This window comes from Acinetobacter sp. Res13-Abat-PEC15-P4-01, assembly GCF_015676285.1.
GTDB lineage: Bacteria > Pseudomonadota > Gammaproteobacteria > Pseudomonadales > Moraxellaceae > Acinetobacter > Acinetobacter nematophilus.
Genome location: NZ_JADAIN010000020.1, coordinates 193,803 through 207,054 on the forward strand (window position 1 = coordinate 193,803; position 13,252 = coordinate 207,054).

Sequence of the window (13,252 nt, forward strand, 5' to 3'; positions counted from 1 at the left end):
AACGGCCACATGGAGTGGCCGAATCTATCTAAATTTCCTCAAGGATTGGAGATTATAATGTCACAGCATTCCACATTACAGCGGGGGTTAAATACCCGACATATCCGTTTTTTAGCATTAGGCTCAGCCATCGGAACAGGATTGTTCTATGGGTCTGCAACCGCCATTAAAATGGCCGGTCCATCCGTATTGCTTGCATACATTGTTGCTGGGATTGCGATCTATATCTTAATGCGAGCATTGGGTGAGATGGCAGTACACAATCCAGTATCTGGCTCATTTAGCGAATATGCATCTAACTATATTGGTCCACTTGCAGGATTTACCACAGGTTGGACCTATGTTTTTGAAATGATCATTGTGGCCTTGGCTGATGTGACAGCTTTCGGTATATATATGGGATTTTGGTATCCTGATGTACCCCGCTGGATCTGGATTTTGTCACTGATTATGTTCTTAGGTGCAATCAATCTGATTCATGTCAAAGTTTTTGGTGAGCTTGAATTCTGGTTATCCATTGTCAAGGTTAGCGCAATTGTGGCGATGATACTTGGTGGTTTTGGTTTGATGTTCTATGGTTTTCATGCTGAACATAGTGGCTTCACCACAGGTATCCAAAATCTATGGATACATGATGGTTTTATGCCCAACGGCATTGCAGGATTAGTTGCCTGTTTATCTGTTGTGGTGTTTGCATTTGGCGGTATTGAAATCATCGGAATTACTGCAGGTGAATCTGAAGATCCTAAAAAATCGATTCCACGTGCAATCAATGCTGTTCCATTACGTATTTTACTATTTTATGTTTTAACTATTTTTGTATTGATGTCAATTTTCCCATGGAATCAAATTGGCAGCAAAGGCAGTCCATTTGTCCAGATTTTTGAAAATCTCGGTATTCAATCAGCAGCAACGATTTTAAACATAGTGGTGATTACTGCTGCAATTTCTGCAATCAACAGTGATGTGTTTGGTGCGGGTCGTATGTTGTATGGTATGTCGAATCGTGGTCAAGCACCGAAGGTCTTCCAAAGAATTTCCAAAAGTGGTGTGCCTTGGATGACCGTTGTGGTGATGGCCGGTGTACTGCTTGTTGGTGTGGTACTGAATTATCTGATTCCTGAAAATGTTTTCATTATCATTGCGTCAATAGCAACTTTCGCAACAGTGTGGGTCTGGTTGATGATCCTGCTTTCTCAAGTTGCAATGCGTCGAAAATTATCGAAGGCAGAAATCAAAGCCCTGGATTTTCCAGTGATCGGTTGGCCATATGCACCTGCATTTGCGATTGTATTCATGGTCTTCATTTTACTGATGATGGGATATTTCCCGGATTCGAGACCCGCGATCTATGTCGGTGCAAGTTGGCTGTTGATTCTTTGGATTGCTTACACGATCTGGGTTAAGCCAAAACGAAATAATGCAAAAGAAAAATCAAACTTACAGCAAAATATCGAAATGGAAAGCTAATACTGAAACTGCCTATGTACTTGACTACATAGGCAGTATGAGGAAATGTGAATGAAAAAACTTTGGACAAACTGTCATATCGCGACCATGCAAAATGGGCATTATTCCATTATAGAAGATGCTGCAATCGTGACTTTCGGACCACATATTCACTGGATTGGCGCACGAAAAGATGTTCCTGAAGATGATTATGCAGAGACCATCAATCTCAATGCAGCATGGCTAACTCCAGGTCTGATTGATTGCCATACACACAGTGTATTTGGTGGTAATCGAAGTATTGAGTTTGAAAAACGTTTGCAAGGGTTAAGCTATGCAGAAATTGCGGCGAGTGGTGGCGGAATTGCCAGTACTGTTCGTGCCACGCGTGAAGCAAGTGAAGCGCAACTTTTAAGCACAGCCTTGAAACGAGTCCAATGTCTGCTTAAAGATGGTGTAACCACGATTGAAATCAAATCAGGTTATGGTCTGGACTATCAAAATGAACGAAAAATGCTTCGTGTCATCCGTCAGATCGCGGATGCATTGCCAATGACAGTACGCAGTACGTGTTTGGCTGCGCATGCATTGGCTCCAGAGTATCAGGGGCGCAGCGATGCTTATATTGAATATATATGCAATGAAATGCTGCCAAAACTAGCGCAGGAAGACTTGATTGATGCGGTCGATGCCTTTTGCGAGCATTTGGCATTTTCACCCGCCCAGGTTGAACGTGTTTTTAAAGCTGCCCAAAGCTTAAAACTGCCTGTAAAACTACATGCTGAGCAGCTTTCATCCTTAGGTGGTTCAAGTCTTGCGGCACGCTACCATGCACTTTCCGCAGATCATTTAGAATTTATGACTGATGATGATGCCAAAGCCATGGCAGCTTCGGGAACTGTTGCAGTGCTTTTACCTGGTGCATTTTATTTTCTGAGAGAAACTCAATATCCACCATTGGATAGCTTGCACAAACATGGTGTGCGAATTGCATTGTCGAGTGATTTAAATCCGGGAACCTCTCCAACCCTGTCATTGCGTTTAATGTTGAATATGGGCAGTACTTTATTTCGATTGACGCCTGAACAGGCATTGGCGGCTGTTACCATCAATGCTGCTTTTGCACTTGGCTTGCAAGATACACATGGCAGTTTGGAACAAGGTAAGTTCGCCGATTTTATCGCATGGGATATTGAACATCCCTCCGAAATTGTTTACTGGTTAGGTGGCGATTTGTCCAAACGGATTATAAGACATGGCACAGAAGTTTTATTCTAGCCTTAAACTCAGTTTGACAGCGTTGTATTTATTATGAAGCATTCATTTATATGGCAAGGACGCAACGATGGTGAAGGTGCAGCGCACCTGCGTATCCATCAAGTGATCAACACCCAAGCTCACGCATCTTATGCATTGATTGGCTTTGGTTCAGATGAAGGTGTGAAGCGTAACAAAGGTCGCTTGGGTGCAGCAGATGCGCCTGATGCAATTCGTGCCCAATTGGCAAATTTACCCGTACATCAACCGCTTTCAATTGCGGATTTGGGTACAGTAATGTGTGTAGATGGTGATCTTGAAAAGGCACAGGCGGAATTGGCTGATCAGGTTGAGGATTGTCTTTGCTCTGGAAGCCAACCCATCATTTTAGGTGGTGGGCATGAAGTGGCGTTTGGAAGTTTTTCCGGGTTATTTCAATATATACAGAAACATCAACCCGATCAAAAAATTGGGATTATCAACTTTGATGCACATTTTGATTTGCGTGAAGCTGAACGTGTAAGCTCGGGAACACCTTTTTTAAATGCTGCTCATTTATCAGCACAATATCAACAAGAATTTCACTATCTATGTATTGGCGTTGCCAAACATGCAAATACTCAAGTGTTATTTGAAACAGCTGATCGCTTGAATTGTACCTATATTTATGATCAAGCATTAAGAGAAACTCATTTAGATGCAATCATGCTGAAAATGAATCAGTTCATTGAGAAAGTTGATGTGCTTTATGTGACGGTCGATTTAGATGTTTTTAGTGCCAGTATCGCACCAGGGGTAAGTGCTCCAGCCGTGAAAGGAATTGATTTATCAGTATTTGATCCTTTATTTCAAGCCATTAAAAATACTGGGAAAATTAAAGTTCTTGATGTTGCTGAATGCAACCCAAGATTTGATTTGGACAACCGAACCGCCAAATTGGCTGCTTATATTATTTTTAATTACCTTTTCGATCAATGATTGAATACAAGGCATTAAAAGGACAAAACAACACATGTCGAATTTATCTTATATCACTCAAAATCATGGCCCGTGGTCGACTTATCTCGAACAAATCGAACGGGTGACGCCTTATTTAGAACATCTCAAGGGTTATATAGACACATTAAAACGTCCTAAACGTGCACTGATTGTAGATGTGCCAATCGTGATGGATGACGGAACGATTCAGCATTTTGAGGGATACCGTGTACAGCACAATTTGTCACGTGGACCGGGCAAAGGCGGGATTCGCTATCATCCAGATGTTGATTTAAATGAAGTTATGGCACTTTCAGCATGGATGACAATTAAAACTGCTGTGTTAAATTTACCTTTTGGTGGTGCAAAAGGCGGTGTTCGAGTTGATCCACGTAAACTTTCTCCGCGCGAGTTAGAACGTTTAACTCGACGTTATACCAGTGAGATCAGTCATATTATTGGTCCACAAAAAGATATTCCAGCCCCTGATGTGGGTACCAATCCCAATGTAATGGGATGGATTATGGATACCTATTCATCTGGACAGGGTCATACTGTTACTGGTGTTGTGACGGGCAAACCAATTCACTTGGGCGGATCTTTAGGTCGTATTAAAGCCACAGGCCGTGGTGTTTTTGTGACTGGTCGAGAAGTTGCCGAAAAAATTAAGCTTCCACTCAAAGGAGCAAAAATTGCGGTTCAAGGTTTTGGTAATGTGGGCAGTGAAGCAGCTTACTTATTTGCAGAATCGCAATCTCTTATTGTGGCGATACAAGATCATACGGGAACTATTTTTAATCCAGAAGGCATTGATTTAGCGAAATTAAAAATATATTTAGAGACTAATCAGGGCGTTGCAGGTTTCAAGGGTGCTGAAATGATCAGCGATGAAGATTTCTGGAATGTTGAAATCGATATTTTGATTCCTGCCGCGTTGGAAGGGCAAATCACAATTGAGCGAGCACAGAAATTAACCGCAAAATTAGTGTTGGAAGGTGCAAATGGTCCGACTTATCCAGAAGCCGATGATATTTTGATTCAGCGTGGTGTGACCGTAGTTCCTGATGTGATTTGTAATGCAGGTGGGGTTACCGTCAGTTATTTTGAATGGGTGCAAGACATGTCGAGCTACTTTTGGTCTGAAGAAGAAATCAACCAACGCTTGGACAAGTTAATGGTTCAGGCGATCAATGATGTCTGGCATACCTCAAACGAAAAGATATGCAGTTTAAGAACGGCAGCATTTATTTTGGGGTGTGAACGGATTTTAAAGGCACGTATGGAACGTGGTATTTTCCCAGGCTAATCAGGTCCTATCCAAAAGGACTTTTATGTATTTACATGAAAGTTCTTTTTTTAATCAAGATAAAAACACCAAGGATAGAATTAAAATTATGTCGATGTTAAGTCTGTTCAACTCAAGCCTTAACCTGACACTAAAGACACCATGAGGGTGACCAAATTATCAATCATATTTTACGAAAGCTATTTTATACAGTGAAGGCTGAAATCTGTGTAGATTTTTTCTTTCACAAACCAGACAAAACGAAATCTTTGCGAAAGTCATTGATATGATCTGTAAAAGGTATCGGGGCTTTCAACTAAAAGTCATGAAAATATATTAAATAATAATTACTTAGTGTTTACTTTTTAAAATTTTATTGGCTATTGATTTTCTCATTTATCGTTTCAATTTCACATGAATTGAAATTTAGCGTATAAATAAATCCAGCGATCAACAATTCATATCAATATCTTCAATAAAGTTTTTGGATCTGTAGGTTAATTGTATGAACAATATATTTTCAAAATGGTTATATATTTGGGGATTTGTGAGTCTGTCTGGTGTTGCAACGGCACTCTCGGCTGCACCGACATTACAATACTCAAAAACATATGATGAATGTACCCATGCTGCCAAGTCATCAACGAACAAGCAGAAATGTATAAGTGCAGAATATCAACGTCAGAATCAAAGGTTAAAAAATGCCGAGCAAAAACTGTCGGCGACACTCTCAGCCACTGAACAAAAAAGATTGTTAGATGCGCAAAAAGAGTGGCGATCCCTTCATACCTTCTATGATGATCAGTGTAATCAGACAGCATTTGATGCTGAAAATGCGCCCGCAACATCAAGTAAAAAAATTACTGAATTAGACTGTGATCAGCAATTTCTTGAACGAGTGACTGAACGTGCAAATGAGTTAGAGCAGGGTAAGGTGAGAGCTGAATATTATCTGGATCCATAAAATTTTAGTTTCTCAGATTATAATTTTCTCTAAAAAGCAAAACAATGTTTTATGAAAAGCCATCGGGCCATATAGAATATAGGTCAATAAGGCAAAATCAAAAATTAATAAAAGGAAATTTTTATGTGGATGAAACAGCAAGCAATAAACCCTGTTCTTCAACAGTCATCAAGTACATTGAAACTCAATCTGATCGGTCTGTTAGCGACCTTGACATTGGGGCTTTCACTTACCGGTTGTGTCACTACACCTAATCCAGTAAAACAAGCCGCCGATAAATTGGTGGGACAGCACGTAAATAAAGCCATTGATATTTTTGGTTCACCGACTTACCGTGTCCCTGCCAGTAAGTTAGGTGGTTCAGCAATGTGGGAAAATTCTATTGTTTCTCAATATGTGGTGCAGCAGTTTGTGCAAACTGGATCTGAATATGCAGGTCAGCGTGTTGTTGGACAGACCGGAGGACAAGGTGTGGTAGGTGCGATTTATGAAAATCAATATCGACCAACAGGCTATTATCAAAATGCAGTCCAAGAACGTGCTCAGTATCTATGCAATATCACTGCATTAACTGGTCCCGGTGACATCATTACCGATATTATGGTGATTGGCTGTAAACCCAGCAAAGATGGTTTGTGATCTTTAAATACAGACCCAGAATAGACATCTGACAGAACTTTGTAGCTCTGTCAGACCAGTGTTAAGCAAGGTTTATTTAAGCCATATTGTTATGTTGCTGTTTAACAAGCCTTTGCAACTCCTCCGATAATTAAATCAATAATTGAATTTCCATAATTTTCTAAACCAATCAAGTCATCAGGTTGGGCTAAAAAGCGTAAGGCGCCATTCAAGATCATACCGATGATGTTGTGTCCTGTATTTTCACAGTCCAGATTTTCTCTAAAAAAGCCTAGTTCTACGCCATGTTCCAGATAGTCAGCCGTAAGCATGCCAGCCATCTGCATTAAATTTTGAATAAATTGGGTCATTTCAGGATCAATCGATGTTGCTTCGAGCAATACTAATTTTAAAGTGCGTGGGTTTTCTTGAGCAAAAGTCCTTAAACGTTCTGAAATACGCTGACACTGTTCCCGATATTGCTCAATATTTTTTACAGCTTGAGGCGCATTTTCACCAGTCAGCAATGCCATGATTTTCTGCATCGTGTCTGAAATGACATGTTGGAGAATATCGCGTTTATTTTTAAAATGTCGATAAAAGGTACCGTGTCCAATACCCAGACGTTTAGCGATGTCTGAAATGGCTGTTTGGTGATAGCCGCGTTCAGAAAACTCTAAAAAAGCGGCTTCTAAAATTTCTGCTTGCAACTGTAGCCGTTGCCGTTCTGCACGACTTAAACCGATTTTTTCACTCATAGGCAAAAACTACCAAATAATCTTTTAAATTGTTAAACAATAGAAATTGACAAGTCATTCCGTTTTTGACATTTTATTCCAGTCGATCATATTCTAAGCGATTTTTAACATGGAACCAAAGAAAAATAATACAAAGGATCAAAACTTTTATCGCGTCATTATCGTCGGTGGTGGTTTCGCAGGTCTGGGCGCGGCGATCAAACTGAAACAAGCTGGCATTGAAGATTTCATTCTATTGGAAAAAGCCGCTGAAATGGGTGGGGTATGGCGGGAAAATACCTATCCAGGCTGTGCTTGTGATGTTCCATCTGCTTTGTATTCATATTCTTTTGAACAAAATCCAGCTTGGTCTCGAGTTTTTGCTCAACAGAAGGAAATCAAACAGTATTTGTTTGATGTTGTTGATAAATACATGGTTATGCCACATGTACACTTAAATTGTGAGGCACTTGAAGCACAATGGTCGGATACAGAAAGTTGTTGGATCATCAAGACCAATCAAGGTGAAGTGAGATCGCAATTTGCTATTCTTGCCTGTGGTCCTATGCATGAACCAGTATTACCGGATATTCAAGGAATTGAACATTTTAAAGGAGAGATTTTCCATTCTTCACAATGGCGTCATGATATCGATTTAACCGGAAAACGTGTTGCTGTGATTGGAACAGGAGCATCTGCATTACAGTTTGTGCCACAAATACAGCCTGTTGTAAAAAAATTGACAGTGTTTCAACGAACTGCACAATGGGTATTGCCCAAATCCGATATGCCTTTACTTGCACCTGTACGTGCCATGTTTAAGCTATGGCCGATGACGCAACAGCTTATGCGTGGATCTGTGTATGGGATTTTCGAAACCATTAATGGTGGAATCCAAAGTCCAGCAGCCATGAAGCAATTTCAAAAATTAGCACGATGGCATTTAAATTATCATATTAAAAATCCACAATTACGCCAAAAGCTCACCCCTGATTTTATCATTGGTTGTAAGCGTATTTTACAATCCAACAATTGGTATCCTGCATTAGCACAAGACAATGTCGCAGTCATTGCCAGTGGTTTAAATGAAATTAGAGGCAATACTTTAATTGCTTCAAATGGCGAAAGCTGCGAAGCAGATGTCATTATTCTTGGAACTGGCTTTGAAATCGCTGAGCCACCGATTGCCAAACGGGTCTATAACCGTTTTGGAGAAAGGATGTCCGATGTCTGGCAAGGTAGCCCAGAGGGCTATATGGGCACAATGGTAGAAAACTGTCCGAATGGTTTTTTAATGTTTGGACCGAATATAGCAGTGAGTTCTTCTGCTTTTATCATTATTGAAGCGCAGTTGGGCTATATTATGGATGCTTTAAAGCAGGCGATGCGATTGGGAATTCAAACCATCGAGCCCCATCCAAAACTGACCAGAATCTTTAATGAAGAAGTTCAAGCTGCTTTGCAGACCACAGTGTGGAATAAAGGGGGCTGCCAAAGTTATTTTATTGATCGGAATGGTCGTAACAGTACAGTCTGGCCGTGGACCACATTTAAACTGCGTGAAAAAATGAAGCGTTTTAATCTTCGAGAGTATCGTGTCGATTATAAACCCGGGACAAAATCGGCATCATGATTATTGCTAAATACAAAGTGATATTTTCCTCAAAATAAGCAACTTAAATTGTGGATTAGATAAAGGACACAACCATGTTTAAAAAACAACAATTAAAAGGGAAAGTGATTGCGATTACAGGTGCAGCACGGGGTATCGGTTTGGCTACTGCGGAAGCTTTGATCGCATTGGGTGCGAAAGTCAGTATCGGTGATCTTGATCTAGCGCTGGCTGAAACAGAAGCAAAACGGATAGGTGCCAAAGCTTTTCAAGTCGATGTAAGAGATCGCACATCATTTGCCCAATTTATTGAAAATACGATTCAACATTATGGCAGTCTTTATTCATTGGTGAATAACGCAGGTATTATGCCAATGGGTGCATTTATTGATGAAGATCCTGCCTTGGCGGATGCACAAATTGACATTAATTTCCGCGGTGTAGTCATCGGGATGCAGTTGGCATTGCTAGAGCTGATCAAACAGCAGCAAGGACATATCATCAATATTGCATCGCTTGCCGGACGTTTTGCTTTACCAGGTTCAGCTGTTTATTCTGGAACCAAATTTGCGGTGATTGGTCTGACTGAAGCAGTGGCTGGAGAGTTTCGTGATTCCAATATTCAGTTTACTGCAATTTTGCCCAGCAAGGTGCTGACAGAGCTTACTTTAGGGACTGAACATGCGGCAAAGACAATTCCTGCGGTGACACCTCAGCAAGTTGCCAATGCTGTGGTAAGTGCTTTAGTGAAACCACGTTTGTTTATTGCAGTTCCTGATTATTTACAAACTGTGTATGGTGCTTATGGTCTATTGCCACAATGGGCACAACGAGGAGCGCGCCGTGTCTTGGGTGATAATGGAATACTGACCAAACTTGATCATTCTGCACGTTCAGATTATGACAAACGAATTCATCAATTGGCAGAATAATGTTCTGGCTGGCTAAGCCATTATTGTTCTAAAGCAATTCGGTGGGAAGATAACAGTCAAAAAATCCCACCTTTTTAAAAATTGAGACGTACTAAAGTCGCAAGTGAACGAGGATTTAAACGCCAATAAAATAGATTCCTTGGATAAGTATTTTTTATGATGCGTTCTAGATCCTTTTAAGCACGATCCATCATAAAACGTTTGGCATGGCATAGAAAGGAATTTGGACGATGTTAAAATTTGCAATATTATCTTTTTGAACTGAGGATGATTTGTGTGGCTAAACCAAAAAAGACGGTACCCATAAACCATTTTTGTACTTTCAACCAAAGTATGTGACGATTTAGAAATTGTGTAAATGAACTGGCTGAGAAGATAAAAAAGGCATTGGTGAGTAAACTCACAGTAATCTGCACAAAACCTAATTTCAAAGTTTGTACAAGTACAGCACCTTCATGCGGCTGGATGAATTGAGGAAGTAAAGCCAAATACATCATGGCAATTTTAGGATTAAGTATATTGGTCAGGAAACCCATTAAAAATAGTTTTGAATTGGAATAAGTCTGAATATTGCGCATTTCAAAGGGGGATTGCGGTGAGCTGATGGCTTTCCAACCCAAGTAGACCAGATAAATTGCGCCTGCTATTTTTAATGCATCATAGGCAAGTGGAATCGTCATCAACAGGGCAGTAATTCCAAATGCTGCACAAAACATATAGAACACGAAACCAAGTGCAGTACCTGCCAAGGAGACTAGACCTGCTGTACGACCCTGACACAATGATCTTGAAATGAGATAAATCATATTTGGACCTGGGGTTAGTGCCATACCCAAGGCAATCAGTGAAAATGCAAATAATGATGTATCCATATTCAAATCTCAGTTTAAAAGATTAATCACTGGATGAAATTGTATTCTGTTGAATACATTCGGCAAGTTTGACTTTGTCTTGCGGATGTAAGGTAATGAAATAGGCGCCTACACGATACTGCTCGTTTTCAACTGTTTCAGAATAGGCAATTTGTGCTGTGGCGGCAATATGAAAGAAATTTTCAGGATGACTCAAGGTCACATGAATATAACTGCCTTGTTTAAGATACTGCTGACTAATAAAACTAAAGCCACTTTCTGAAAAATTAACGTTTTGTGGCGTTGGTAACATGGTTTGTACAATAGAATCGTAAAGAGACCCTGTAATAAGGTTTAACTTTTGGTTGAATAAGGATAAGATTCGAGCAATTTGTTGATCTTTTTCATTTAATTGTTCTAATTCGTAGTGAAGTGCATGATCAAATTGATCTAATTCTGCAAGTAGTAGAAAATAGCGCGGTAATACAAAATTAGGATCATATGGATCGTTCAGTGCAACTTCTTCAGAAATGATTTGATAGTTGATTCTCAATGCAGCATCAATTCGCGACATGACACGACGTTCAATCATTTCATTTTGCTGCTGTAACGCTTCCATAAAACACCTCGGACTAGATGGTATGTTTAAACCAATCTCGCTGTATATAGGGTTGAGATACACTCGCGCGCGGCGTAGTAATCACTTTATTTCTTTTATCGCTCTGGTTTCCATGATCGGTCTGACCTTAGGGGTTGCTGTACTGATTACAGTTTTATCTGTTATGAACGGTTTTGACCGAGAGCTAAAGAACCGTGTCTTAGGTATGATACCTCAAGCTACTGTTTCTTCAACACAAATTTTAACAGACTGGCCAGTTCTCGCGAAAAAAATTGAAAAACATCAACACGTCACCGGTGTTGCGCCATTTACCCAATTACAAGGCATGCTCACTGCTCAGGGACAAGTTGCAGGCATCATGGTCACTGGGATTGAACCTCAATATGAGAAAAAGGTTTCAATCATTCAAAATCATATGGTGGAAGGCAGCATAGATCAACTGAAAAAAGGAGAATATGGCATTGTTTTAGGCAAACAAATGGCTGATGCGCTTGGTTTGAGTCTCAATGACAACGTCACTTTGGTTTTACCGGAAGCAACACCTTCTCCAGCAGGCGTTGTTCCTCGTTTTAAGCGTTTTAAAATCGTAGGAATTTTTAGCATTGGTGCAGAAGTTGATTCTAGCTTGGGTTATATTGCATTAAATGATGCTTCAACCCTGTTACGCCTTCCAGATGGTGCGCAGGGGATTCGCATGAAGCTTGATGATATTTTTCAAGCGCCTCAAGTTGCCAATGAAATTGTGCGCGATTTGCCAAGTGGGTTTTATGCTTCTGACTGGACTTATACACATGGGAATTTGTTCAGTGCAATTCAAATGGAAAAAGCAATGGTCAGTTTATTGCTTTTCCTGATTGTCTTGGTGGCTGCATTCAATATCGTTTCTTCACTGGTGATGGTGGTGACTGATAAAAAATCTGATATCGCGATTCTTAGGACACTGGGTGCTTCGCCAGCAACCATCACAAGAATTTTCATGGTACAGGGAACAGTGATTGGCGTTGTCGGTACAGTTACGGGAGCAATCCTGGGTGTAATTTCAGCGCTAGGTATCAGTAATTTTATCGGTTGGCTCAATACGGCATTTGGCTTACACCTTTTTGATGCTTACTTCATTAACTATTTACCTTCATATTTAAGATGGCAAGATGTGGTGATTATTGTGACGCTATCATTGGGTCTAAGCTTTATTGCCACCATCTATCCTGCATTGCGTGCTGCCAAAATTCAACCTGCGGAGGCGCTTCGTTATGAATAGTAGTGCAGTACAACCCGTGGTACTCGAAGCGAAAAATATTTATAGATCATTTACAGATGGAAAATCACATGTAGAGGTGATCAAAGACTTGTCCCTACAGGTTCATCAAGGTGAATTTGTATCTATTGTTGGTTCAAGCGGCTCCGGTAAAAGTACCTTGTTGCATATTTTAGGTGGTTTGGATCGCCCAAGTCAGGGAATGGTCAATCTAAATGGCAAACGGTTTGACAATTTGGGTGAAGCGGAGCGAGGCTTTTTACGCAACGAAAACTTAGGTTTTGTTTATCAATTCCATCATTTATTGCCAGAATTTACTGCGCTTGAAAATGTTGCGATGCCGTTGATGTTAAGAAAAGATGCTGAATTTAAGCAGGTTAAAGCACGCGCTGAGTTTTTGCTTGAACGGGTTGGGTTATCGCATCGTTTAACTCACCAACCGGGTGAACTATCGGGAGGTGAACGCCAACGCGTGGCTTTGGCGCGTGCCTTAGTCACCCAGCCTAAGTTGATGCTGGCGGACGAGCCAACCGGTAATCTTGATCGTAAGACAGCAAAATCTATTTTTGAGTTGCTACGTGATTTACGTGAGGAATTCAATATGGCAATGTTAATCGTGACCCATGATGAGCAATTGGCAAAATCTGCAGATCGTATTTTGCATATGCAAGATGGTATCTGGGTAGGTGAATAGA

General features: G+C 40.5%; 13 protein-coding genes. 10 read left to right on the plus strand and 3 right to left on the minus strand.

Translation table 11 applies throughout. The features are described 5' to 3' along the window. Positions 1 to 57 precede the first annotated feature (57 nt). The 6 genes from IMO47_RS07940 (at position 58) to IMO47_RS07965 (ending at position 6,572) form a co-directional block, all read left to right on the plus strand. Entirely contained in the window at positions 58 to 1,470 is a 1,413-nt protein-coding gene (locus IMO47_RS07940) for an amino acid permease (protein WP_196075258.1), read from the plus strand. A 51-nt stretch (positions 1,471 to 1,521) separates the two neighbouring features. Further along, complete coding sequence (hutI, locus tag IMO47_RS07945; RefSeq protein WP_196075259.1) at positions 1,522 to 2,727, plus strand: imidazolonepropionase; 1,206 nt, start codon at positions 1,522 to 1,524, stop codon at positions 2,725 to 2,727. 33 nt (positions 2,728 to 2,760) lie between these two features. After that, positions 2,761 to 3,684 (plus strand): formimidoylglutamase, encoded by a 924-nt coding sequence (gene hutG / locus IMO47_RS07950; protein WP_196075260.1) that lies wholly within the window; start codon positions 2,761 to 2,763, stop codon positions 3,682 to 3,684. A 34-nt stretch (positions 3,685 to 3,718) separates the two neighbouring features. Next, entirely contained in the window at positions 3,719 to 4,990 is a 1,272-nt protein-coding gene (locus IMO47_RS07955; RefSeq protein WP_196075261.1) for a Glu/Leu/Phe/Val dehydrogenase, read from the plus strand. A 484-nt stretch (positions 4,991 to 5,474) separates the two neighbouring features. After that, positions 5,475 to 5,933 carry a lysozyme inhibitor LprI family protein gene (locus tag IMO47_RS07960; RefSeq protein WP_196074798.1) on the plus strand — a complete coding sequence of 153 codons (459 nt, stop codon included), beginning with the start codon at positions 5,475 to 5,477 and terminating at the stop codon, positions 5,931 to 5,933. A 123-nt stretch (positions 5,934 to 6,056) separates the two neighbouring features. Continuing rightward, complete coding sequence (locus IMO47_RS07965) at positions 6,057 to 6,572, plus strand: hypothetical protein (protein WP_196074797.1); 516 nt, start codon at positions 6,057 to 6,059, stop codon at positions 6,570 to 6,572. 101 nt (positions 6,573 to 6,673) lie between these two features. Here the strand turns inward: IMO47_RS07965 and IMO47_RS07970 are convergent, their stop codons facing one another. Further along, positions 6,674 to 7,309, minus strand: coding sequence for a TetR/AcrR family transcriptional regulator (locus IMO47_RS07970; RefSeq protein WP_196074796.1), 636 nt, complete (start codon positions 7,307 to 7,309; stop codon positions 6,674 to 6,676). 109 nt (positions 7,310 to 7,418) lie between these two features. On the opposite strand from IMO47_RS07970, the gene IMO47_RS07975 reads away from it, so the two are divergent. Together IMO47_RS07975 and IMO47_RS07980 are read left to right on the plus strand one after the other, a co-directional pair. Beyond that, the gene (locus IMO47_RS07975) at positions 7,419 to 8,921 is read left to right on the plus strand and encodes an NAD(P)/FAD-dependent oxidoreductase (RefSeq protein ID WP_196074795.1); all 1,503 of its coding nucleotides are present in this window, start codon (positions 7,419 to 7,421) and stop codon (positions 8,919 to 8,921) included. Positions 8,922 to 8,995: 74 nt separating this feature from the next. Continuing rightward, complete coding sequence (locus IMO47_RS07980; protein ID WP_196074794.1) at positions 8,996 to 9,832, plus strand: SDR family oxidoreductase; 837 nt, start codon at positions 8,996 to 8,998, stop codon at positions 9,830 to 9,832. Positions 9,833 to 10,080: 248 nt separating this feature from the next. Here the strand turns inward: IMO47_RS07980 and IMO47_RS07985 are convergent, their stop codons facing one another. Together IMO47_RS07985 and IMO47_RS07990 are read right to left on the minus strand one after the other, a co-directional pair. Beyond that, positions 10,081 to 10,704 (minus strand): LysE family translocator, encoded by a 624-nt coding sequence (locus IMO47_RS07985; RefSeq protein ID WP_196074793.1) that lies wholly within the window; start codon positions 10,702 to 10,704, stop codon positions 10,081 to 10,083. Positions 10,705 to 10,726: 22 nt separating this feature from the next. Then, a complete protein-coding gene (locus IMO47_RS07990; RefSeq protein ID WP_005029975.1) occupies positions 10,727 to 11,302 on the minus strand; it encodes a PilZ domain-containing protein in 576 nt (191 codons plus the stop codon). Between the two features lie 22 nt (positions 11,303 to 11,324). Here IMO47_RS07990 and IMO47_RS07995 point away from each other — a divergent pair, with 22 nt between their 5' ends. Further along, positions 11,325 to 12,560, plus strand: a complete 1,236-nt coding sequence (locus tag IMO47_RS07995; RefSeq protein ID WP_121774764.1) for a lipoprotein-releasing ABC transporter permease subunit — start codon at positions 11,325 to 11,327, stop codon at positions 12,558 to 12,560. Further along, entirely contained in the window at positions 12,553 to 13,251 is a 699-nt protein-coding gene (gene lolD / locus IMO47_RS08000; RefSeq protein WP_196074792.1) for a lipoprotein-releasing ABC transporter ATP-binding protein LolD, read from the plus strand. The genes IMO47_RS07995 and lolD overlap by 8 nt, the downstream gene beginning before the upstream one ends. Position 13,252: the final 1 nt, after the last annotated feature.

Excerpts from the sequence above, each read along its gene's own strand:
- lolD (WP_196074792.1), top strand. The coding sequence starts at position 12,553 with ATGAATAGTAGTGCAGTACAACCCGTGGTACTCGAAGCGAAAAATATT.
- IMO47_RS07995 (WP_121774764.1), top strand. The coding sequence starts at position 11,325 with ATGTTTAAACCAATCTCGCTGTATATAGGGTTGAGATACACTCGCGCG.
- IMO47_RS07970 (WP_196074796.1), bottom strand. The coding sequence starts at position 7,309 with ATGAGTGAAAAAATCGGTTTAAGTCGTGCAGAACGGCAACGGCTACAG.
- IMO47_RS07990 (WP_005029975.1), bottom strand. The coding sequence starts at position 11,302 with ATGGAAGCGTTACAGCAGCAAAATGAAATGATTGAACGTCGTGTCATG.
- IMO47_RS07980 (WP_196074794.1), top strand. The coding sequence starts at position 8,996 with ATGTTTAAAAAACAACAATTAAAAGGGAAAGTGATTGCGATTACAGGT.
- hutI (WP_196075259.1), top strand. The coding sequence starts at position 1,522 with ATGAAAAAACTTTGGACAAACTGTCATATCGCGACCATGCAAAATGGG.
- IMO47_RS07940 (WP_196075258.1), top strand. The coding sequence starts at position 58 with ATGTCACAGCATTCCACATTACAGCGGGGGTTAAATACCCGACATATC.
- IMO47_RS07985 (WP_196074793.1), bottom strand. The coding sequence starts at position 10,704 with ATGGATACATCATTATTTGCATTTTCACTGATTGCCTTGGGTATGGCA.
- IMO47_RS07960 (WP_196074798.1), top strand. The coding sequence starts at position 5,475 with ATGAACAATATATTTTCAAAATGGTTATATATTTGGGGATTTGTGAGT.
- IMO47_RS07965 (WP_196074797.1), top strand. The coding sequence starts at position 6,057 with ATGTGGATGAAACAGCAAGCAATAAACCCTGTTCTTCAACAGTCATCA.
- IMO47_RS07975 (WP_196074795.1), top strand. The coding sequence starts at position 7,419 with ATGGAACCAAAGAAAAATAATACAAAGGATCAAAACTTTTATCGCGTC.
- IMO47_RS07955 (WP_196075261.1), top strand. The coding sequence starts at position 3,719 with ATGTCGAATTTATCTTATATCACTCAAAATCATGGCCCGTGGTCGACT.
- hutG (WP_196075260.1), top strand. The coding sequence starts at position 2,761 with ATGAAGCATTCATTTATATGGCAAGGACGCAACGATGGTGAAGGTGCA.